Source organism: Burkholderia glumae LMG 2196 = ATCC 33617 (genome assembly GCF_000960995.1).
In the GTDB taxonomy this organism is placed as follows: Bacteria; Pseudomonadota; Gammaproteobacteria; order Burkholderiales; family Burkholderiaceae; genus Burkholderia; species Burkholderia glumae.
In genome coordinates this window covers 613,143-633,497 of the sequence record NZ_CP009435.1, presented here as the reverse complement: position 1 = coordinate 633,497, position 20,355 = coordinate 613,143, and the positions used below count along the sequence as shown (strand labels likewise).

Below are 20,355 nucleotides of genomic sequence, written 5' to 3'. Positions count from 1 at the left end.
TGGGTTACTTGGATTGGCGGGAAGCGCCGCCGGAGACGTCGGACGCGGCGATCGTGCCGCGGACGTTGCCGTAAAGGTCGATGACCCGGGTGACATTGTTGTACTTCATGCCGTTGGTCGCGTTGGCGATCGACAAGCCGCGCTGAAGTTTAACCGGCTTTTCGGTCTCGATCACATCGTCGTTCACGAGCACCCGGAAATGCTGGGAGTCCGCTTCCATCGGCGGGTCGCCCGCGCCCGCCGCACGCACGATCTTCGCGTTGTCGTACAGATCGACCACCGACACGTCGCCGTTGACGGTGCCGCGCAGCGCCGTGGCCGTCACCACCGGCTTGCCGGGCTGGAACGCGCGCAGCGCGGGCGAATCCAGCACGCTGGTCTCGTCGTCCTCGTAGTGAACCAGCTTGCTGGCGGTGAGCCGGTACTGCGTGGCGCCGGAGTCGTCGAGTTCGGTGACCGAGAAATTGTCGGCGAAATAGTCGGGCGAGTGGGTTTTCGGGCGGGCGATCGCCTCGCCGGGCGGCGGCAGCGTGGCCTGCAGCAGCCAATAGGTCACGCCGGCGAGCGCGGCCATCGCGATCACCGGCAGCAGCGAGGTCAGGCGAAACCGGGGCGTCATGCGTCAGGCTCCGAGCGCGGCGGCCAGCAGCGCCTCGTAGCGGCCCTGCGCGCGCAGGATCGTGTCGACCACCTCGCGCGCGGCGCCCTGGCCGCCGCGCGCCTCGGCCACCCAGTGGGCGCGCGCGATCACGTCCGGATGCGCGTTGGCGGGGGCGGCCACGAAACCGCAGCGCGTCATCACGCCCAGGTCGGGCCAGTCGTCGCCCATGTAGCCGCATTGCTCGGGCGGCACGCCGGTGGCCCGCAGCAGTTCGGCGAATGCCTCGAGCTTGTGCTCGACGCCCTGGTAGAGATGACTGATGCGCAGCTCCCGGGCGCGCATGGCGACGATCTCCGAGCGGCGCCCGGTGATGATCGCCGTGTCGATGCCGGCTTCGCGCAGCAGCTTCAGGCCGTGGCCGTCCTGCGAATGGAACGACTTCATGGTGTCGCCGGCGGCCGTGAAATGCAGGCCGCCGTCGGTCAGCACGCCGTCGACGTCGAAAATCATCAGCTTCACGCGGCTCGCGCGTTCGGCGGCCGTGGCGGGGGCAGCGGACATCAGATCACCTTCTGGGAGAACAGGTCGTGCATGTTGAGCGCGCCGATCAGCGTACCGTCCGGATCGGTCACCAGCATCTGGTTGATCCGGTAGCGCTCCATCAGTTCCACCGCCTCGACGGCGAGATGGTCGGGGGCGATGGTGCGCGGGTGGCGCGTCATCACGTTGCCGATCGGCAGGCGGCGGAAATCGCCGTCGCGCTCGAGCACGCGGCGCAGGTCGCCGTCGGTGAAGATGCCGGCCACGCGATTGTGCTCGTCGACCACGGCGGTCATGCCCATGCGCTTCGCGGTGATCTGGAACAGGGCGTCGGACAGCGTGGCCGCGAGCGTGACGGTGGGGATTTCGTCGCCGGTGCGCATCACGTCGCGCACGTAGGTGAGCAGGCGCCGGCCGAGCGCGCCGCCCGGGTGGGAGCGCGCGAAATCGTCGGGGCCGAAGCCGCGCGCGTCGAGCACCACCACGGCCAGCGCGTCGCCGAGCGCGAGCGCGGCGGTGGTGCTGGCGGTCGGCGCGAGGTTCAGCGAGCAGGCCTCCTTCTCGACGGCGGCGTTGAGATGGACGTCGGACAACTGGGCGAGGCTCGACTGCGGCCGGCCCGTCATCGCGATCAGCTTGGCGCCGAGCCGCTTGATGAGCGGCAGGATCGAGACCAGTTCGGCCGATTCGCCCGAGTTCGAGATCGCGATAAAGACATCGTCGGCGGTTACCATGCCGAGGTCGCCGTGGCTGGCCTCGGCCGGATGCACGAAGAATGCGGGCGTGCCGGTGCTGGCGAGCGTGGCGGCGATCTTGCGCGCGATGTGGCCGGATTTACCGATTCCGGAGACGACCACGCGCCCGCGGCAGTTCAGCAGCAGGCCGACCGCGCCGACGAAGTCGCCGTCGAGTTGCTCGCGCAGGGCGCGCACGGCGTCCGCCTCGATGTCGAGCACGTCGCGAGCGAGCGCGAGCGCCCGATCATCATTGATTTTCGCTATCATGCGCGGAGTATAGCAAAGGCGTTTGTTCGCCGCGCCGGGCGCCGGGACTGCGCTCCCGACGGAGTCCTGTCCTCGCCCACCGAGCCGCCGCTGCGCGCGGCCCCACCCGCGTCCGCCAGTCGCGACGCCCTGACGAACGAGGACCCTTAGCACGTGATATCCCCGCTCGAAATGACGCTCCTGCTGCTGCTGGCTTCCGTGGCGGGCGTCGTCGTGTTCCGCTCGCTGAACCTGCCGCCGATGCTCGGCTATCTGACCGTGGGCATCCTGGTCGGCCCGCACGCGCTCGGCTTCGCCGGCGATCTCGAGCGCGCCGAGCACCTCGCCGAGTTCGGCGTGGTGTTCCTGATGTTCTCGATCGGCCTCGAATTCTCGCTGGCCAAGCTGCGGGCGATGCGGCGGCTGGTGTTCGGGCTCGGACTCGCGCAGGTGGTGGTCACGCTCGCGGTGGCGGTGCTGCTCGGCCTCGCGTTCGAGCATTGGGTCCACATCACCTGGCAGGGCAGCGTCGCGCTGGGCGGCGCCCTGGCCATGTCGTCCACGGCGATCGTCTCGAAGATGCTGGCCGAGCGGCTCGAGATCGAGACCGAGCATGGCCGCAACATCTTCGGCGTGCTGCTGTTCCAGGATCTGGCCGTGGTGCCGCTCTTGATCGTGATCTCGGCGTTCGGCGGCGAATCGTCGAAGGATCTGGCCGTCACGCTCGGCCTCGCGGCCGTGAAGATCGTGATCGCGCTGTCGCTGCTGCTGTTCGTCGGCCAGAAGTTCATGACACGCTGGTTCAACGTGGTGGCGCGGCGCCGCTCGCAGGAGCTGTTCGTGCTGAACCTGCTGCTCGTCACGCTCGGCGCGGCATTCATTACCGACCGGTTCGGGTTGTCGCTCGCGCTCGGCGCGTTCATCGCCGGCATGCTGATCTCCGAGACGCCTTACCGGCACCAGGTGGAGGAGGACATCAAGCCGTTCCGCGACGTGCTGCTCGGCCTGTTCTTCGTGACCACCGGGATGCTGCTGGACCCGAGCGTGATCTGGGAGCACCCGTTCCTCGTGATCGGCTTCTTCGTGGGCCAGGTGCTGCTGAAGGCGGCCACCATCACCGGCCTGGCGCGGCTGTTCGGTGCCACGCCCGGGGTGTCGATGCGCACCGGCCTGGGGCTCGCGCAGGCCGGCGAATTCGGCTTCGTGATGCTGAACCTGATCCTCGACCGCCATCTGGTGGACCCGACGCTGTTGCAGGCGATTCTCGCCTCGATGCTGCTGTCGATGCTGGCCGCGCCGTTCCTGATTCAGAACGCCGACCGGATCGTGATGCGGCTGTCCTCGACGGAATGGATGCAGCAGTCGCTGCAGATGACGCGCATCGCGACCCAGAGCCTCAAGCAGCAGGGCCACGTGATCATCTGCGGCTACGGCCGGGCGGGCCAGAACCTGGCGCGCATGCTCGAACAGGAGGGGCTCTCCTACGTGGCGCTCGATCTCGACCCGGACCGCGTCAGCGCGGCGGCCGCGGCCGGCGAGTCGGTGGTGTTCGGCGACGCGGCGCGGCGCGAATCGCTGCTCGCGGCCGGCATCCACCGCGCCACGGCAGTGGCGATCACCTATGCGAACACGCCCTCGGCGTTGCGCGTGCTGCACAACGTCCATGAACTCGAGCCGACGCTGCCGGTGATCGTGCGCACCGTGGACGACGCCGACCTCGACCACCTGCTCGCGGCCGGCGCGACCGAGGTGATCCCCGAGATCGTCGAGGGCAGCCTGATGCTGGCCTCGCACACGCTGGTGGTGATGGGCGTGCCGATGCGGCGCGTGGTGCGGCGCGTGGAGGAGATGCGCGACGCGCGCTACAGCCTGCTGCGCGGCTATTTCCACGGCGCCGATGACGCGGACGACGACGATCACGAGCAGGTGCGGCTACAATCGGTGCCCGTCGACGCGCGCTCGGATGCGGTCGGCCGCTCCCTCGAGGACGTCGGGCTCTACGCGCTCGGGCTCGAGGTGACGGCGATCCGGCGCCACGGTATCCGCGGCGTCGAGCCGGACCCCGAGACGAAGCTGCGCGCGGCCGACATCGTCGTGCTGCGCGGGCTGCCCGAGGCGCTCTCGCTGGCCGAGGAGCGGCTGTCGCGCCACCGCCGCGACGGCGGGCCGGCCCCGGCCTGAGCCGGGCGCGGCGGACGGGCACCGTATCATGTCGAGCGGCGCGGCCCCCGCAGCCGGATATTGTTCGGACCCCATCAATTTCCGTCGGTCGCCACGGCCGACGCGCGCCGTTTTTTTGGAGAAGTTCATGAGCCATCAGCCGTCGGGCGTGTCGCCCGATCCCGCCGAGTTCGTCCGTCGCCATGTGCGCACGGTGCCGGACTGGCCGCAGCCGGGCGTGCAGTTCCGCGACATCACGCCGATCCTGCAGAACGCGAAGGCGCTGCGCGTGCTGGTCGATCTGCTGGTCGAGCGCTACGTCGACGCCAAGCTCGACTACGTGGCCGGGCTCGACGCGCGCGGCTTCATCATCGCGCCGATCGTCGCCTATGAGCTGAGCGTCGGCTTCATCCCGATCCGCAAGGTCGGCAAGCTGCCGTACAAGACACGGTCGGAATCCTATGAGCTCGAATACGGCAGCGCGACGGTGGAGATCCATGAGGACGCCTGCAAGCCCGGCGACCGCGTGATCATCGTCGACGACCTGATCGCCACCGGCGGCACCATGATGGCCGGCAAGAACCTGCTGGAGCACCTCGGCGCGAGCGTCGTGGAAGGCGCGGCGATCATCGACCTGCCCGACCTCGGCGGCTCGGCGCTGCTGCGCGGCGCGGGCCTGCCGCTCTACGCCGTCACCGAATTCGCGGGCCACTGAGCCGCTTGGCCGGTGGTGCCGGGCCGACCCCGGCGCGTGCCTGTTCCCCTCATCCTCTGCCAGCGAGCCGTTTAGCCATGCCGAGCTTCCTGCTGTTCCTCGCCGCCTCGATCGCGATCACGGTCGCGCCCGGCCCCGACAACCTCCAGGTGCTCGCGCGCGGCATCTCGCAGGGCCGCGCCGCGGGCCTGGTGGCCGCGCTCGGCTTCTCGGCCGGCGTGATGTTCCATACCACGCTGGCCGCGTTCGGCGTGGCCGCGCTGCTGCGCTCGTCACCGCTGGCGTTCCATGTCCTGAAGCTGGCGGGCGCCGGCTACCTGATCTGGATCGGCATCAAGGCGCTGCGCAGCCAGGGGCTCGCCGCCGCGGCCACGCGCGGCCCGCAGCCGCTCGCGACGATCTTCCGCCAAAGCGTGATCGGCAACCTGCTGAATCCCAAGGTCACGCTGTTCTTCGTGGTGTTCCTGCCGCAATTCGTCGATACGCACGGCGCGCAGCCGGTGTCGCTGCAGATGCTCGAATTGGGCGTGCTGTTCATGCTGCAGTCGGCCGTGGTGTTCTCGGCCTTCGGCCTCGGCGCGGGCGTGCTCGGCGCCTGGCTCAAGCGCCGGCCGCGCGCGGGCGTCTGGCTCGACCGGCTGGCCGGGGCGACCTTCATCGGGCTCGGCCTGCGCATCGCGTTCAAGGATTGAGGTTGCGATGAGCTTTCCGTGCATCGCGGCCGCGCGCCGCTTCGACGCCGCCGCGCACCTGCCGTTCGTGATCGCGGGCGAGCGGTTCGGCTGGATCCGGCGCCGCGATCTCGGCGCGCTCGCGCGCTGGCCCGACGTATTCGAGATCGGCGCCGCGCAGGTCGCGCTGGCTGCCTCGCTCGAGACGCCCGACACCCGCAGCATGGCGCTCGCGAGCGTGACGGGCGCGCTCGCCGCCGACGGGCTGATCCCGGGCTGGCGCAACGAGATCTACGCGGTCCGCAACGCGTTCGACGCGCCGCCCGCCGCCTACCTCGAACGCGCCGCTTCGCGCTTCTTCGGCACCCTGACCTACGCGGTTCACCTGAACGGCATCGTAGAATACGCGCCGGCCGAGCCGCTGCGGATGTGGGTGGGCCGGCGCAGCGACACCAAGGCGACCGATCCGGGCATGCTCGACAACGTGGTGGCGGGTGGGATCGGCTGGGGCCTCGGCGTGGAGGCGACGCTCGCCAAGGAGTGCTGGGAGGAAGCCGGCATGCCGGCCGAGCTGGCCGCGCGCGCGATCGCGGGGCGCACCGTCCACGTGCTGTGCTCGCTGCCGGAAGGCACCCAGGCCGAGCAGATCTTCGTCTACGACCTGCCGCTGCCGCGCGATTTCGTGCCGCGCAACCAGGATGGCGAAGTGGCCGAGCACCGGCTCGCGCGGGCCGACGAGGTCGTGCGCTGGCTCGCGGCCGGCGCGATGACGATGGACGCGAGCCTGGCCACGCTCGACAGCCTGTTGCGCCACCGCGTGCTCGCGCCGCAGGCGGCGGCCGGCATCGACGCGCTGTTCTCGCCGCCGCCGGCGGCCTGACGGCGCCACGAATTCAATCGATTGGAATGGAGGTGCGGTCATGTCGACCGACCATAGCTTTATCCTGAAACTGTCATGTCCCGACAAGCACGGCATCGTGCATGCCGTGTCGGGTTTCCTGTTCGAGCGCGATACCAACATCGTCGATTCCGCGCAGTTCGGCGACAGCCGCACCGGCGAGTTCTTCATGCGCGTGCATTTCGACCAGGCCAGCGCGGCCGATGCCGGCACCGCGCTCGACACGCTGCGCGACGCGTTCGCGCCGCTCGCCGAACGCTTCGCGATGCGCTGGGAGCTGCACGACGCGTCGATCAAGCCGCGCGTGGTGATCCTCGTCTCGAAGATCGGCCACTGCCTGAACGACCTGCTGTTCCGCTACCGCACCGGTCAGCTGCCGATCGAGATCGCGGCGATCGTCTCGAACCACAAGGATTTCTACCAGCTCGCCGCCAGCTACGACGTGCCGTTCCACCATTTCCCGCTGGTCGCGGGTGCCTCGGCGCAGGCGAAGGCCGCGCAGGAGGCGCGCGTGCTGGAGGTGATCGACGAGCATTCGGCCGACCTGGTGGTGCTCGCGCGCTACATGCAGATCCTGTCGCAGGACATGTGCCGGCGCCTGGCCGGCCGCGCGATCAATATCCACCATTCGTTCCTGCCGAGCTTCAAGGGCGCGAAGCCGTATTACCAGGCGTTCGACCGCGGCGTGAAGCTGATCGGCGCGACCGCGCACTACGTGACGACCGACCTCGACGAAGGCCCGATCATCGAGCAGGAAGTCGAGCGCGTCGACCATAGCATGACGCCGGAGCAGCTGACCGCGATCGGCCGCGACGTCGAATGCGTGACGCTCGCGCGCGCCGTGAAATGGCACGTCGAGCACCGCATCCTGCAGAACGGCACGAAGACGGTGGTGTTCCGCTGAAGCCGGCAGCGGGCGAGGGCCGGCCGCGCGGCCGCGCCCGCGCCTCTGCTCAGATGAGGCGCAGCGTTGCCAGCTCGCGCTTCAGGTAGGCATAGAAGATCGGCGCGGCGATCACGCCCGGCACGCCGAACGCGGCCTCCATGACGAGCATCGCGAGCAGCAGCTCCCAGGCGCGCGACTCGATCTGGCCGCCGATGATGCGCGCGTTCAGGAAGTACTCGAGCTTGTGGATCAGGATCAGGAACGTGAGCGAGGCGAGCGCCGTGCCCACCCCCACCGACAGCGAGATCGCCACGATCAGCGAGTTCGAGATCAGGTTGCCGATCACCGGCATCAGCCCGACGATGAACGTGACGAGCACGAGCGTCTTGCCGAGCGGCATCTGCACGTGCACGATCGGCAACACGGCAAGCAGGTAGACCGCCGTGAAGGCCGCGTTGATCGCCGAGATCTTGATCTGCGCGAACACGATCCGCCGGAACGCCTCGGCGAACATCGCGACGCGCGCGAGCAGCGCCGTGGACAGCGGGCGGCGCGTCTTGCTGCGGTCGGCGCCGATCGCGATCATCGCGCCGATGATCATGCCGAACAGCACGTGGCCGAAGATCCGCGCCGCGCTCTTGCCGCCTGCCTGGAGCTGGTCCATGTGCTTCGACATCAGGCCGGTGGCCTTCACCTTCATCTGCGTGGCGTCCACCGGCAGCACGTTGGCGACCCAGCCCGGCACGCGCCCGCGTGCCTGGTCGATCAGCTGCATCATCTGGCCCATCAGCCCCTGCAGGTTCGGCACCGTGTGCTCGACGTGATCGATGATCGCGGCCGTGAGGCCCGCCAGGCCGCCCACGATCACCACCGACAGCAGCACCACCGACAGCCAGCGCGCGCGGCCGCTCGACATGTGGCGCTCGATCGCCGGCGAGATGGTATGGACGAGCTGGTAGACGAGCAGCCCGGCCAGCAGGCCGGACAGCAGTTTCAGATGGAGAATCAGGAACAGGCCGAGGATCGCGACGAGATAGCTGCCGATTTCGATCGCCGACAGCCTGGGCAGGCTGAAATCGCCCGTCAGCCTGACACTGCGCAGATGAGGCTCGCGAGGCGGGGTATCTCGCGTCGACTCGGTTGGCTTCTCCATGACTGTTCCTGGTTCCGTCGGACTGGTTCGCACGCACGTGGGCGCGCGCGCGTCTTCCTCTTCCGCATCGGGCGAGTATAGCAACGATTGGGGGCGGAAAAGCCGTGCGGATACCGAATCGCGGCCGCGGCGGGCGCCGCCGCGCGCTGCCGTGAGCGGGGCGATGGCCGGGCGGCAGGGCCGATGGGCGGGCGGCAGGCTGCCGGGCGGCGGGCCGCCCGGTGCCGTGCTTATTTCTTCGCGCGCTTGAGCAGCGGCGCGAGATACTTGCCGGTGAAGCTCGCCTTGGTCTTCGCGACCGTTTCGGGCGTACCCTGCGCGATGATCTGGCCGCCGCCCGCGCCGCCTTCCGGCCCGAGGTCGATCACCCAGTCGGCGGTTTTGATCACGTCGAGGTTGTGCTCGATGATGACCACCGTGTTGCCCTGGTCGCGCAGCCGGTGGATCACCTCCAGCAGCAGCGCGATGTCGTGGAAGTGCAGGCCGGTGGTCGGCTCGTCGAGGATGTAGAGCGTGCGGCCGGTGTCGCGCTTGGACAGTTCGAGCGAGAGCTTGACGCGCTGCGCCTCGCCGCCCGAGAGCGTGGTGGCCGACTGGCCGAGGCGGATATAGCCGAGGCCGACGTCGAGCAGGGTCTTGAGCTTGCGCGAGATCACCGGCACCGCGGCGAAGAACTCGTGCGCCTGCTCGACCGTCATGTCCAGCACTTCGCTGATGTTCCTGCCCTTGTACTGGACCTCGAGCGTCTCGCGGTTGTAGCGCTTGCCGTGGCAGACGTCGCACGGCACGTAGACGTCGGGCAGGAAGTGCATCTCCACCTTCAGCACGCCGTCGCCCTGGCACGATTCGCAGCGCCCGCCCTTGACGTTGAACGAGAAGCGGCCCGGATCGTAGCCGCGCTCCTTCGCGCTCGGCACGCCCGCGAACAACTCGCGGATCGGCGTGAAGAGGCCCGTGTAGGTGGCCGGGTTCGAGCGCGGCGTACGGCCGATCGGCGACTGGTCGACGTTGATCACCTTGTCGAAGTGCTCGAGCCCCTCGATCGACTCGTACGGCGCCGGCTCGGCCGAGGCGCCGTACAGGTGGCGCGCCACGGCGTGATAGAGCGTGTCGTTGATCAGCGTCGACTTGCCCGAGCCCGATACGCCGGTAATGCAGGTCAGCAGGCCCACCGGCAGTTCGAGCGAGACGTGCTTGAGGTTGTTGCCGTGCGCGTCGTCGATGCGCAGCATGCGCTCCGGGTCCGGCGCAATGCGCTCGTCCGGGTAGTCGATGGTTTTCTTGCCGTTCAGATACTGGCCCGTCAGCGACGCCGCGTTGGCCTGCACCTGCTTGGGCGTGCCCTCGGCGATCACCGCGCCGCCGTGCTCGCCGGCGCCCGGGCCCATGTCCACCACGTAATCGGCGGTTCGAATCATGTCCTCGTCGTGCTCGACCACGATCACCGAGTTGCCGAGGTCGCGCAGGTGCTTGAGCGTGCCGATCAGCCGGTCGTTGTCGCGCTGGTGCAGGCCGATCGACGGTTCGTCGAGGACGTACATCACGCCGGTCAGGCCCGAGCCGATCTGCGAGGCGAGCCGGATGCGCTGGGCCTCGCCGCCCGAGAGCGTTTCCGCGCTGCGCTCGAGCGAGAGATAGTCGAGGCCGACGTTGTTGAGGAAGGTCAGCCGGGCGACGATCTCCTGGATCACCTTGTCGGCGATTTCGCGCTTGGCGCCGTCGAGCGTCATCGCGCTGAAGTGGGCGAGCGTGTCGCGCAGCGGCCAGCCGCTGACTTCATAGATCGCGCGCGCCTGCTCGCCGCTGCCCACGCGCACGAAGCGCGCCTCGCGGCGCAGCCGGGTGCCGTGGCAGGACGGGCAGGGCTGGTTGTTCTGGTACTTCGCGAGCTCCTCGCGCACCGCGGCCGAGTCGGTCTCGCGGTAGCGCCGCTCCAGGTTCGGGATGATGCCCTCGAACACGTGCTCGCGGATCGAGGTGCGGCCGCGCTCGTTGATGTACGAAAACGGGATGGCCTGCTTGCCCGAGCCGTACAGCAGGATCTTGCGGACCTTCTCGGGCAGATCCTCGAACGCCAGGTCGAGGTCGAACTCGTAGAACGCCGCGAGGCTCTGCAGCATCTGGAAGTAGAACTGGTTGCGCTTGTCCCAGCCCTTCACGGCGCCCGCCGCGAGCGACAGCGACGGGTGGGCCACCACCCGCTTCGGATCGAAGAACGTGATCTGCCCGAGGCCGTCGCATTCGGGGCAGGCGCCCATCGGGTTGTTGAACGAGAACAGGCGCGGCTCCAGCTCCTGCAGCGAATACGAGCAGATCGGGCAGGCGAACTTCGAACTGAACAGATGCTCGCGCTCGGTGTCCATCTCGAGCGCGATCGCGCGGCCGCCTGCCAGCCGCAGCGCCGTCTCGAACGATTCGGCGAGCCGCTGCTTCATGTCGGGGCGCACCTTGAGGCGGTCCACCACCACGTCGATCGTATGCTTGTCGTTCTTCTTCAGCTTCGGCAGCGTCTCGGCTTCGTGGATCTTCGCCACGCCCTCGTTGGCCGTGCCGCCGCCCGAGCGGACCCGGAACCGCACGAAGCCCTGCGCCTGCATCGCCTCGAACAGTTCCGCATGCTCGCCCTTGCGGTTCGCGACCACGGGCGCGAGGATCATCAGCTTGGTTTCCTCCGGCAGCGCCAGCGCCGCGTCCACCATCTGCGAGACGCTCTGTGCCTCCAGCGGGATCTCGTGATCAGGGCAATAGGGCGTACCGACGCGTGCGTACAAAAGTCGCAGGTAGTCGTGGATTTCCGTGACGGTCCCGACGGTCGAACGCGGGTTGTGCGAAGTCGCCTTCTGTTCGATCGAAATCGCCGGGGAAAGCCCCTCGATCAGGTCGACATCGGGCTTTTCCATCAGTTGAAGAAACTGCCGCGCGTAGGCGGACAGGCTTTCGACATAGCGCCGCTGCCCTTCCGCGTAAAGGGTATCGAACGCCAACGAAGATTTGCCCGATCCCGACAGGCCCGTGATCACGACCAGCTTGTGGCGCGGAAGGTCGAGATTGACGTTCTTCAGGTTGTGGGTGCGCGCCCCACGGATACGGATCTGTTCCATGAACCTGGCGAAAGAGGAGGAAACCAAACCTGCTACTATAACGGCTTTTCGAGACCGTCGTTTTGGGCCACCAGGAGCCGATTCCGCCTGCGGCGGATGGGGCTCGGGGCGCTCGCCGCGCAGCTCGCCGGTGCGCGCCAAGCCAGCCAGCGGCGGGACTCGAGCCGGCCAGGATTCCCGCCGCCCGGTATCGGGTGGGTGCCCGCTCAAATCGACAATCTTCCCCCGATGTCCAATCCGTCCGCTTCATCCGTCCGCATGAGTGCGCCCGAGCTACGCGCGACCGCGTCGCTCGCGGCGATCTTCGCGCTGCGCATGCTGGGCCTGTTCATGATCATGCCGGTGTTTTCCGTCTACGCGAAAACGATCCCCGGCGGCGACAACGTGCTGCTCGTCGGCATTGCGCTTGGTGCCTACGGCGTTACCCAGTCGCTGTTCTACATCTTCTACGGCTGGGCCTCCGACCGCTTCGGCCGCAAGCCCGTGATCGCGTTCGGGCTGCTGGTGTTCGCGCTCGGCGCGTTCATCGCCGCGTTCGCCCACGACATCACCTGGATCATCGTCGGGCGCGTCGTGCAGGGAATGGGGGCGGTATCGTCGGCCGTGCTCGCGTTCATCGCCGATCTGACCTCCGAGCAGAACCGCACCAAGGCGATGGCGATGGTGGGCGGATCGATCGGCGTGTCGTTCGCGGTGGCGATCGTGGGGGCGCCGATCGTATTCCATTGGGTCGGCATGAGCGGGCTGTTCTGGATCGTCGGCGTGCTGTCGATCCTCGCGATCGGCGTGGTGCTCTGGATCGTGCCCGACGCGCCGAAGGCGCCCCACGTGAAGGCGCCGTTCGCCGAGGTGCTGCGCAACCTCGAATTGCTGCGGCTCAACTTCGGCGTGCTGGTGCTGCACGCCACGCAGACCGCGCTGTTCCTCGTGGTGCCGCGCCTGCTGGTGGACGGCGGGCTGCCGGTGGCGTCGCACTGGAAGGTATACCTGCCGGTGATGGGGCTCGCGTTCGTCGCGATGGTGCCGGCCATCATCGTCGCCGAGAAGCGCGGGCAGATGAAGCCGGTGCTGCTCGGCGGCATCGCCGCTATCCTGATCGGCCAGTTGCTGCTCGGCTCGGCGCCGCATACGATCGTGATCATCGCGGCCGTGCTGTTCGTCTACTTTCTTGGTTTCAATATTCTCGAGGCCTCGCAGCCGTCGCTGGTGTCGAAGCTCGCGCCGGGCTCGCGCAAGGGCGCGGCCACCGGCGTCTACAACACCACGCAGTCGATCGGCCTCGCGCTGGGCGGCGTGGTGGGCGGCTGGCTGCTGAAGACGGGCGGCGCGAACGACGTGTTCTACGCTTGTTCGGCGCTCGTGGCGCTCTGGCTTATAATCGCCGCCAGCATGAAACGGCCGCCGCGCAAGGCCCGACAGGCTTAGCGCCGCAGCCGTCGGGCGGGCCGCCGCGGGGCACGCGCCACGGCCGGCAACGAATCTTTTGGAGAAATACATGGCATCCGTCAACAAGGTCATTCTCGTCGGTAATCTGGGCGCCGACCCCGAAGTGCGCTACCTGCCGAGCGGCGACGCGGTGGCGAACATCCGCCTGGCGACGACCGATCGCTACAAGGACAAGGCGAGCGGCGATTTCAAGGAAATGACCGAGTGGCACCGCGTGGCGTTTTTCGGCCGGCTGGCCGAGATCGTCAACGAGTACCTGAAGAAGGGCTCGTCGGTGTATATCGAAGGGCGCCTGCGCACGCGCAAGTGGCAGGGCCAGGACGGCCAGGACCGTTACTCGACCGAAATCGTCGCCGACCAGATGCAGATGCTGGGCGGCCGTGGTGGGTCGGGCGGCGGCGGCGGTGGTGGTGACGACGGTTACGGCGGCGGCGGCTACGGTGGTGGCGGCGGTCGCGGCGGCGACATGGAGCGCGGCGGCGGCGGTGGCCGTGCTTCCGGCGGTGGCGGCGGTGCCTCGCGCGGCGGTAGCGGCGGCGGCGGTTCGAGCCGTCCGAGCCAGCCGGCCGGTGGCGGACTCGACGAGATGGATGACGATATTCCGTTCTGAGACTCAGCAGCAAATCGCAAGTCAGGGCTGAAACCTTCGCGCAATCGATCGATTGCGTGAAAGGTTCCAGCCCTTTTTCTTTTGCCATGCCGCGCCGCGCCCGGTGGCCGGCCTTCATCTTCCGTCGGCTTTGCTTGGCCCTTGATTGCGTCAGCGCCGCCGGATATCACCGCTTCGCCCGACTCCCGTGCGATTCGCGCGAACGCGTGATCTGCATCGATTCGTTCGAGCCCGATCGGCCGGCCGTTCATAAGATGCGGGGAAAGATCCATGCGACGTCGCGGGATGATCCGGGAGAGCCTTGCTCATGATGCAAATTCCCTATCTCGAACCGGCCGGAAGCAAGGCCGACATCGACAAGGCCGACGGCCTGGTGGCCGAGATGAAAGCGCTGATTGCCGTCTTGACGCAGGCCGGACTGACGCCCGACAACGAGTACGTGCTGCTCGACAACGTGGCCTTTTTCACCGAGCAGGTCCGGGTTCCGCAAGACGGCGGTTTCGTGGAGCGCGATCAGTTCATGGTCGGCTTCACGTCCGACGCGTTCGACTCGAATCTCTACGCGAGCGACGCGATCAAGGCGGCGCTGATCAAATCGCACAGCGGCCGTTGCGCCTATTGCGAAACGCTGATCAACCAGACCGCCTATGGCGACGTCGAACACTTCCGGCCCAAGGCGGCCTACGAAACCTCGTGGTCTCCGGCCTTGTTCCGGCCGGGCTACTACAGCCTGGCCTACGAGCCGCGCACCATGCTGCGCTTCAACCCGATCAACGGCCATGCCTATCCGTTTGACCTGGTCGCGTCTCTTTACGCGCAGATAGAGGGCTGGGGGATGCCGCAGACGTCGGCGGAAATCTGGAAAGATCCGACCAAGATTCCCGATCAACACGATTTGAACGGCGTGTCCATTTCCGCCGCGCGTTATACGACGCTGACAACAAGCTGACCCGGCCCACCATCACCGACAACACCAACCTCAGATACAGGTTCACCGCTGCGGTGAACCTGATACGGCGGAATGCCGAGGCCTACAACACGTGGCTTGCCTGTGCGGGGAACATGGTCACGCGCATTCTGCCGTATGGCACCGATTTGCACCGATTTTCTGCTCGTGCAGCTGCGCTTGCTGAACGAGACCGAGGCGCTGCAAAACGCCGTGAGCTTCCCGGGGGAGATCGACCTCAAGATGCAGCACATCGGCCGCGAGGAACTCGGCAGCTGGGGCGATAACTTTTGCCGGACCGCAGTGGTGCTGGGCAACGTGGTCCCCGTGGACACGATCAACCTGTCCTACGACACGCTCAGCCCAGATTCGCCATCTGGCTGGACGCCCAGACCGCGGCCGACTTTCGTTGCGGAGACGTGCCTGCCTATTACCAGAAGATGAACACGCCGCAGGCGTTGAATTCGGTCGGCGCGCCCATTCAAGTGAACTACGGCGCGGCCGTGATGGCGACACCGCTGGCCAGTCAGCAGCCGCTGTCCGACGCGCTCGTGACGCTGTGGGGCACGGCCGCCCCCCTGCTGCCCAGCAGCTATTTCACCGGCAGCGTGGTTCAGATCCAGCAGACCTACCTGCAGGCGTTGCGGCAGAACACCAACGACTTCGCGACACATCGTTTGAACGCGGCCTTCAACGACATCGGCCGCTGGTAGCCGTGATGGTGACGCGCCGGCCGTGTCCGGCGGCGGGGCCGAAACCCGGGGCCCGGCGCCTCTGACCCGGACACGATAAAATGGCGCACCGTCCGCCCCGGACGGCTCGTTGTCGCCGCAAGCGATGACGCGTGCGGCGACTCGCCGGGCGCGACCGGCGACGGCGTCCTTGCCGCGCGGCCCCCTCGCGCGGTTCGTGTCGAGTCGCGCACGCTACCCGGAATCGTCGTCATGGAATACATCGATAGCCTGCGTATCTTCTGTTCGGTCGTCGAGGCACGCGGCTTCACGCGCGCCGCGGACATGCTGGGCCTGTCCACGCCAGTCGTGTCGCGCGCGATCGCCTCGCTCGAGAAGCGGCTCGGCGTGCGGCTGTTCCATCGCACCACGCGCCAGATCTCGCTGACCGAGGCGGCCGAGCAGTTCTACGAGGGTTGCGTGCGCGTGATCGCCGATCTCGACGCGCTCGAGGCAGGGGCCTCCACGCAGGCGCGCGAGCCCACCGGCGTGCTGCGCGTGATCTCGCACGCGACTGCCACCATGCACCGCCTGATGGCGCTGATCGCGAGCTACAAGGAAAAGTACCCGAAGGTGAACATCGACGTGACGCTGGCCGAGCGCCCCGTCGATCTGGTGGCCGAGGGCTACGACGTGGGCCTGCTGCTGCCGTTCATGCTGACTTCGGACACGGTCGTCACCCGGCTGGTGGAGCTGATCCCGTTCGAACTCGCCGCCTCGCCCGACTACCTCGCGCGCCATCCGGCGCCGACCCATCCTGCCCAGCTCGCCGACCATCTGGTGGTGGCGTTCTCGACCTCGATCCGCAAGCCCGAGATGCGTTTCCGCGTGGACGACGAACTGCTGGTGGTGCCGTTCCGCTACGAGATCGAATCGAACAACGCGCAGTTCAACCTCGACATGGTGCTGCGCGGCTTCGGAATCGGCATGCTGCCGAGCTCGGGCATGCGCGAGCATCTCGCGGCGGGCCGGCTGGTGTCGGTGCTGCCCGGCTTTCCGCTCGTCGACATGGGCGCCGAGATCCGCCTTGCCTACAGCTCGCGCACGCTGATGCCGGCTAAGGTGCGCAGCTTCATCGATCACACGATCGCATTCTTCGAGAGCGCCCCACCGCCGGGCACGCACTGAGCCGCCGCCGCCCGTCCGCCGGTCAGTTGCCGGATGAATCGGCGCGCGGCCGGCATCCGCGCCGGCGGATAATTGCCCCGTCGATTCTTGCCGCGACAGTGATAATTTAATGCGGCTACCGGCATTGCCGACCCGGCCCCCGATCTCTAGTCTGTGCGCATGCACAGCGAGCCCCCCGATACCGACGTCCGTTTCGTGATTCGCCAGGCCGCTCGGCGGGTGTCGCGCTTCTGCGAGCGCTGCCGGTTGCAGGCGCGCCTCGCGCCGTCGCAGTTCCGCATTCCACGCGCGCTCGAGCCGCTGCTGCGTGCCGCGCGATCCGCTGCCGGACGGCGCCTCGGCGTGAGCCGGGCACCGACGTGGCAGGAACCGGGAGGAAGGGCATGAAACCGCTGAATTTGCCGCCGCTGGCGCTGTCGGTGCCGACCGACGAGTCGGGGGTGAGCCTCGGGCACCTGCTGACGCTGACCCACGCGCGGCTGATGCATCGCATCACGCAGCTCACGCAGGACGAGTTCGGCGTGACGGGCATGCAGGGCAAGGTGCTGTTCCTGCTCGCCAGCGGCTGCTGCACGACGGCGGCCGATCTGGCGCGCTACTGGAACATCGACGCGGGCGCGATCACGCGCGTGCTCGACCGGATCGAAAAGCACGGCCTGCTGCGACGGGTTCGCGCCAGCGAGGACCGGCGCGTCGTGCGGCTCGTGACGACCGAGGCGGGCGCCGCGATCGCCGAGGCAATGCCGAGGCTGCTCCACTCGGTGATCGACGAAGCGCTCGACGGCCTTGCCGCCGACGAGCGGCAGGCGTTGAAGCGAATGTTGTTGCGGATTCTGGACAACGGCGTCTGAACGCTGGCGATACCGGAGCCGGGCAATCGGATTGCCTTTTGATAGTTGCCTAGTCCATTAATGCAGGGAATCGTTTTCGTATGAATACCGTCAGGCACGATGAACGCCGCGGAGCCGCGCGATGAGGCCGCCGCTGATCCCGATGCCGCTGCGCGCGATCCGCGCCGGCGCGGCGGCGGCCGTCGCCGCGCTGGCGCTGGCCGGCTGCGCGAACTACGCGGGCATCCACAGCGACCGGCGCATCACGCCGGCCGCGCAACTGGCAAGCACCGAAAGCCTGCCGGCCGAGGGCGGCCGGTGGCCCACGCTCGACTGGGCCGACCAGTTCGGCGATCCCCAACTGCCGAAGCTGATCGGCGAAGCGCTCGACGGCAACCCGACCATCGCGCAGGCGCAGGCGCGGCTCGCGAAGGCGTCCTCGTACATCGAAGCGTCGCGCGCGCCGCTGCTGCCGAAGGTCGAGGGCAGCTACTCGTGGACTCGCGAGCTGTATTCGGGCAACGGGCTCGTTCCGCCGCCCTACGGCGGCAACTGGTACAGCGAGAACAACGCGTTGGCGAGCGCCTCGTGGGAGCTCGATCTCTGGGGCAAGAACCGCGAGAAGCTGCGTTCGGCGGTGTCGCAGCGCAAGGCCGCGCAGGCCGAGTTCGAGCAGGCGCGCGTGACGCTCGCGACCTCGGTGGCACGTACCTACAACCAGCTCGCCCAGCTCTACGCGCTGCGTGAGATCGCGCAGCGCGAGATCCGCAACCGCGAGACGGTCGGCAAGATCACCGAAGGCCGCGTCGGCGCCGGGCTCGACACCAATGTCGAGCGGCAGACCGCGCGCGGCAACGTGGCCACCAGCGAATCGGCGCTGTCCGACCTCGACGGCCAGATCACCACGGTGCGCTACCAGCTCGCGGCGCTGCTCGGCAAGGGCCCCGATCGCGGCCTGACGATCGCCGTGCCGGTGCTGCACCCGGGCGGCGCGATCGCGCTGCCCGACAATATCCCGGCGAATCTGGTGTCGCGCCGGCCCGATCTGGTCGCCGCGCGCTGGCAGGTCGAGGGCGCGATGCACGACGTGAAGGAGGCCAAGGCCGAGTTCTTCCCCGACGTGAACCTCGCGGCCGGCTTTGGCTTCGATGCGTTCGGCTGGGGCAACTTCCTGAAGTTCGCGAGCCGCCAGGCGCAGTTCGGTCCGGCCGTGAACCTGCCGATCTTCGATGCCGGGGCGTTGCGCGCGCAACTGAAGGGGCGCTACGCCGACTTCGACCTGAGCGTGGCGAACTACAACCAGACGCTGATCGGCGCGCTCAACGACGTGGCCACGCAGGTGGCCGCGATCCGTGCGATCGACCGGCAGATGGGCGACGCGCAGCGCGCGCTCGACGCCTCGACGCGCGCCTACGAGCTTGCCGTGGTCCGCTACAAGGCCGGCCTCTCGCCGCAGCTTCAGGTGCTGAGCGCCGACATCCTGCGGCTCGATTCGGAGCAGGCCGTGACCAATCTCGTGATGCGCCGCCGCGATCTGCAGATCGGCCTGATCAAGGCGCTCGGCGGCGGCTTCGATGCGGCGGGCTCGCCGCTCGCGGCGCCCGCCGCTTCGGACGCCGCCGCGCCGCCGGCGGCACCGGCATCGAACGCCACCCCGGGCTGAGCCGCCCGCCACCTTCTCGAATCGACAGACCCAGTGCGCCGCGCTCCGAACGCGGCGGACGAAGACGGAGAACCTCGCGATGAGCGACCCCCAGCAGCAAGCCGCGGCACCCGCCGCGCGCAACGACGGCAAACGCAAGTGGCTGATGACCTTGCTCGTCGTGATCATCGTGCTCGCCGCGATCGCCTACGGCATCTATTACTTCCTGGTCGCGCGGTTCCACGAGGACACCGACGACGCCTACGTCAACGGCAACGTGGTCCAGATCACGCCGCAGGTGACGGGCACGGTGATCGCGGTCAATGCCGACGACACGCAGTCGATCCGCGAAGGCGAGCCGCTCGTGCAGCTCGACCCCGCCGACGCGCGGATCGCGCTGCAATCGGCCGAGGCGAAGCTGGCCCAGACGGTGCGCCGCGTGCGCGGCCTCTACGCCGCCGACGACCAGTACCGGGCGCAGGTGGCCCAGCGCGAATCGGATCTGTCGAAGGCGCAGGACGACCTGCGCCGGCGCCTGGCCGTGGCGCAGACGGGCGCGGTCTCCCAGGAGGAGATCTCGCATGCGCGCGACGCGGTGAAGGCCGCGCAGGCCACGCTCGACGCGGCCAGGCAGCAGCTTGCCGCGAACCTGGCGCTGACCGCGAACACCACCGTCAGCCACCATCCCGACGTGCTGGCCGCGGTCGCGACGGTGCGCGACGCCTACCTGGCCAACGCGCGCAACACGCTGCCCGCGCCCGTCACCGGCTACGTGGCCAAGCGCACGGTGCAGGTGGGCCAGCGCGTGTCGCCTGGCACGCCGCTGATGTCGGTGGTGCCGCTCGGCCAGATCTGGGTGGACGCGAACTTCAAGGAAGTGCAGCTCGACCACATGCGCATCGGCCAGCCGGTCGAGCTGACGGCCGACATCTACGGCTCGTCGGTCACGTATCACGGCAAGGTGGCGGGCTTCTCGGCCGGCACCGGCTCGGCGTTCTCGCTGCTGCCGGCGCAGAACGCCACCGGCAACTGGATCAAGGTGGTGCAGCGCCTGCCGGTGCGCATCGCGCTCGATCCGCGCGAGCTCGAACGTCACCCGCTGCGCATCGGCCTGTCGATGCAGGCCGACGTCAGCATCAAGGACGAGAGCGGCAGCCAGCTCGGCAGCGTCAGCAACACCGTCTATCAGACCGAGGTGTTCGCGAAGTACGGCGATGCGGCCAACGCCGAGATCGCGCGGATCATCGCCGAGAACGCCGGCGGCCCGGTCCGGGCCGCCCAGCCGGCGCCTCGCGCGCCGCGGGCCTGAGGCAA

At 68.3% G+C, this 20,355-nt stretch carries 19 protein-coding genes; 14 read left to right on the top strand and 5 right to left on the bottom strand.

From position 1 onward, the window contains the following. Window positions 1-4: 4 nt before the first annotated feature. The 3 genes from lptC to kdsD are packed head-to-tail and all read right to left on the bottom strand — an operon-like array spanning window position 5 to window position 2,145. Window positions 5-619 (bottom strand): LPS export ABC transporter periplasmic protein LptC, encoded by a 615-nt coding sequence (gene lptC, locus KS03_RS15380; protein WP_015877035.1) that lies wholly within the window; start codon window positions 617-619, stop codon window positions 5-7. Window positions 620-622: 3 nt separating this feature from the next. Then, a complete protein-coding gene (locus tag KS03_RS15375) occupies window positions 623-1,162 on the bottom strand; it encodes a KdsC family phosphatase (protein WP_015877034.1) in 540 nt (179 codons plus the stop codon). Beyond that, window positions 1,162-2,145: an arabinose 5-phosphate isomerase KdsD gene (kdsD, locus tag KS03_RS15370; RefSeq protein ID WP_015877033.1), complete on the bottom strand. Its 984-nt coding sequence runs from the start codon at window positions 2,143-2,145 to the stop codon at window positions 1,162-1,164. Before kdsD ends, KS03_RS15375 begins: the two co-directional genes overlap by 1 nt. Before the next feature lie 153 nt (window positions 2,146-2,298). On the opposite strand from kdsD, the gene KS03_RS15365 reads away from it, so the two are divergent. From KS03_RS15365 to purU, 5 genes are all read left to right on the top strand, one after another. After that, a complete protein-coding gene (locus tag KS03_RS15365; RefSeq protein WP_015877032.1) occupies window positions 2,299-4,305 on the top strand; it encodes a monovalent cation:proton antiporter family protein in 2,007 nt (668 codons plus the stop codon). Between the two features lie 127 nt (window positions 4,306-4,432). Then, complete coding sequence (locus KS03_RS15360) at window positions 4,433-4,999, top strand: adenine phosphoribosyltransferase (protein ID WP_015877031.1); 567 nt, start codon at window positions 4,433-4,435, stop codon at window positions 4,997-4,999. A 77-nt stretch (window positions 5,000-5,076) separates the two neighbouring features. Then, a complete protein-coding gene (locus tag KS03_RS15355) occupies window positions 5,077-5,691 on the top strand; it encodes a LysE family translocator (protein WP_015877030.1) in 615 nt (204 codons plus the stop codon). Window positions 5,692-5,698: 7 nt separating this feature from the next. Further along, complete coding sequence (locus tag KS03_RS15350) at window positions 5,699-6,550, top strand: NUDIX hydrolase (RefSeq protein ID WP_015877029.1); 852 nt, start codon at window positions 5,699-5,701, stop codon at window positions 6,548-6,550. A 40-nt stretch (window positions 6,551-6,590) separates the two neighbouring features. Then, window positions 6,591-7,472 carry a formyltetrahydrofolate deformylase gene (gene purU / locus KS03_RS15345; protein WP_015877028.1) on the top strand — a complete coding sequence of 294 codons (882 nt, stop codon included), beginning with the start codon at window positions 6,591-6,593 and terminating at the stop codon, window positions 7,470-7,472. A gap of 49 nt (window positions 7,473-7,521) precedes the next feature. Here the strand turns inward: purU and KS03_RS15340 are convergent, their stop codons facing one another. Continuing rightward, window positions 7,522-8,607, bottom strand: a complete 1,086-nt coding sequence (locus KS03_RS15340) for an AI-2E family transporter (RefSeq protein WP_015877027.1) — start codon at window positions 8,605-8,607, stop codon at window positions 7,522-7,524. Between the two features lie 230 nt (window positions 8,608-8,837). Further along, window positions 8,838-11,708, bottom strand: coding sequence for an excinuclease ABC subunit UvrA (uvrA, locus tag KS03_RS15335; protein WP_015877026.1), 2,871 nt, complete (start codon window positions 11,706-11,708; stop codon window positions 8,838-8,840). A 228-nt stretch (window positions 11,709-11,936) separates the two neighbouring features. Between uvrA and KS03_RS15330 the strand changes: the two genes are divergently transcribed. From KS03_RS15330 to KS03_RS15295, 9 genes are all read left to right on the top strand, one after another. After that, a complete protein-coding gene (locus KS03_RS15330) occupies window positions 11,937-13,133 on the top strand; it encodes an MFS transporter (protein WP_015877025.1) in 1,197 nt (398 codons plus the stop codon). 70 nt (window positions 13,134-13,203) lie between these two features. Beyond that, a complete protein-coding gene (locus KS03_RS15325; protein WP_015877024.1) occupies window positions 13,204-13,764 on the top strand; it encodes a single-stranded DNA-binding protein in 561 nt (186 codons plus the stop codon). A 307-nt stretch (window positions 13,765-14,071) separates the two neighbouring features. Next, entirely contained in the window at window positions 14,072-14,713 is a 642-nt protein-coding gene (locus KS03_RS15320; RefSeq protein ID WP_230674520.1) for an HNH endonuclease family protein, read from the top strand. 135 nt (window positions 14,714-14,848) lie between these two features. Next, window positions 14,849-15,154: a hypothetical protein gene (locus KS03_RS32840; RefSeq protein ID WP_017432274.1), complete on the top strand. Its 306-nt coding sequence runs from the start codon at window positions 14,849-14,851 to the stop codon at window positions 15,152-15,154. After that, complete coding sequence (locus KS03_RS32835; RefSeq protein ID WP_017432275.1) at window positions 15,151-15,423, top strand: hypothetical protein; 273 nt, start codon at window positions 15,151-15,153, stop codon at window positions 15,421-15,423. The genes KS03_RS32840 and KS03_RS32835 overlap by 4 nt, the downstream gene beginning before the upstream one ends. A gap of 231 nt (window positions 15,424-15,654) precedes the next feature. Continuing rightward, window positions 15,655-16,569: a LysR family transcriptional regulator gene (locus tag KS03_RS15310; protein ID WP_015877022.1), complete on the top strand. Its 915-nt coding sequence runs from the start codon at window positions 15,655-15,657 to the stop codon at window positions 16,567-16,569. Between the two features lie 383 nt (window positions 16,570-16,952). Then, window positions 16,953-17,420: a MarR family winged helix-turn-helix transcriptional regulator gene (locus KS03_RS15305; protein ID WP_015877021.1), complete on the top strand. Its 468-nt coding sequence runs from the start codon at window positions 16,953-16,955 to the stop codon at window positions 17,418-17,420. Between the two features lie 121 nt (window positions 17,421-17,541). After that, window positions 17,542-19,062: an efflux transporter outer membrane subunit gene (locus KS03_RS15300; protein ID WP_015877020.1), complete on the top strand. Its 1,521-nt coding sequence runs from the start codon at window positions 17,542-17,544 to the stop codon at window positions 19,060-19,062. Between the two features lie 79 nt (window positions 19,063-19,141). Next, complete coding sequence (locus tag KS03_RS15295) at window positions 19,142-20,350, top strand: EmrA/EmrK family multidrug efflux transporter periplasmic adaptor subunit (RefSeq protein ID WP_015877019.1); 1,209 nt, start codon at window positions 19,142-19,144, stop codon at window positions 20,348-20,350. The last annotated feature ends 5 nt before the right edge of the window (window positions 20,351-20,355 follow it).

Excerpts from the sequence above, each read along its gene's own strand:
- lptC (WP_015877035.1), bottom strand. The coding sequence starts at position 619 with ATGACGCCCCGGTTTCGCCTGACCTCGCTGCTGCCGGTGATCGCGATG.
- KS03_RS15375 (WP_015877034.1), bottom strand. The coding sequence starts at position 1,162 with ATGTCCGCTGCCCCCGCCACGGCCGCCGAACGCGCGAGCCGCGTGAAG.
- kdsD (WP_015877033.1), bottom strand. The coding sequence starts at position 2,145 with ATGATAGCGAAAATCAATGATGATCGGGCGCTCGCGCTCGCTCGCGAC.
- KS03_RS15360 (WP_015877031.1), top strand. The coding sequence starts at position 4,433 with ATGAGCCATCAGCCGTCGGGCGTGTCGCCCGATCCCGCCGAGTTCGTC.
- KS03_RS15355 (WP_015877030.1), top strand. The coding sequence starts at position 5,077 with ATGCCGAGCTTCCTGCTGTTCCTCGCCGCCTCGATCGCGATCACGGTC.
- KS03_RS15350 (WP_015877029.1), top strand. The coding sequence starts at position 5,699 with ATGAGCTTTCCGTGCATCGCGGCCGCGCGCCGCTTCGACGCCGCCGCG.
- purU (WP_015877028.1), top strand. The coding sequence starts at position 6,591 with ATGTCGACCGACCATAGCTTTATCCTGAAACTGTCATGTCCCGACAAG.
- KS03_RS15340 (WP_015877027.1), bottom strand. The coding sequence starts at position 8,607 with ATGGAGAAGCCAACCGAGTCGACGCGAGATACCCCGCCTCGCGAGCCT.
- uvrA (WP_015877026.1), bottom strand. The coding sequence starts at position 11,708 with ATGGAACAGATCCGTATCCGTGGGGCGCGCACCCACAACCTGAAGAAC.
- KS03_RS15330 (WP_015877025.1), top strand. The coding sequence starts at position 11,937 with ATGTCCAATCCGTCCGCTTCATCCGTCCGCATGAGTGCGCCCGAGCTA.
- KS03_RS15325 (WP_015877024.1), top strand. The coding sequence starts at position 13,204 with ATGGCATCCGTCAACAAGGTCATTCTCGTCGGTAATCTGGGCGCCGAC.
- KS03_RS15320 (WP_230674520.1), top strand. The coding sequence starts at position 14,072 with ATGATGCAAATTCCCTATCTCGAACCGGCCGGAAGCAAGGCCGACATC.
- KS03_RS32840 (WP_017432274.1), top strand. The coding sequence starts at position 14,849 with ATGGCACCGATTTGCACCGATTTTCTGCTCGTGCAGCTGCGCTTGCTG.
- KS03_RS32835 (WP_017432275.1), top strand. The coding sequence starts at position 15,151 with ATGAACACGCCGCAGGCGTTGAATTCGGTCGGCGCGCCCATTCAAGTG.
- KS03_RS15310 (WP_015877022.1), top strand. The coding sequence starts at position 15,655 with ATGGAATACATCGATAGCCTGCGTATCTTCTGTTCGGTCGTCGAGGCA.
- KS03_RS15305 (WP_015877021.1), top strand. The coding sequence starts at position 16,953 with ATGAAACCGCTGAATTTGCCGCCGCTGGCGCTGTCGGTGCCGACCGAC.
- KS03_RS15300 (WP_015877020.1), top strand. The coding sequence starts at position 17,542 with ATGAGGCCGCCGCTGATCCCGATGCCGCTGCGCGCGATCCGCGCCGGC.
- KS03_RS15295 (WP_015877019.1), top strand. The coding sequence starts at position 19,142 with ATGAGCGACCCCCAGCAGCAAGCCGCGGCACCCGCCGCGCGCAACGAC.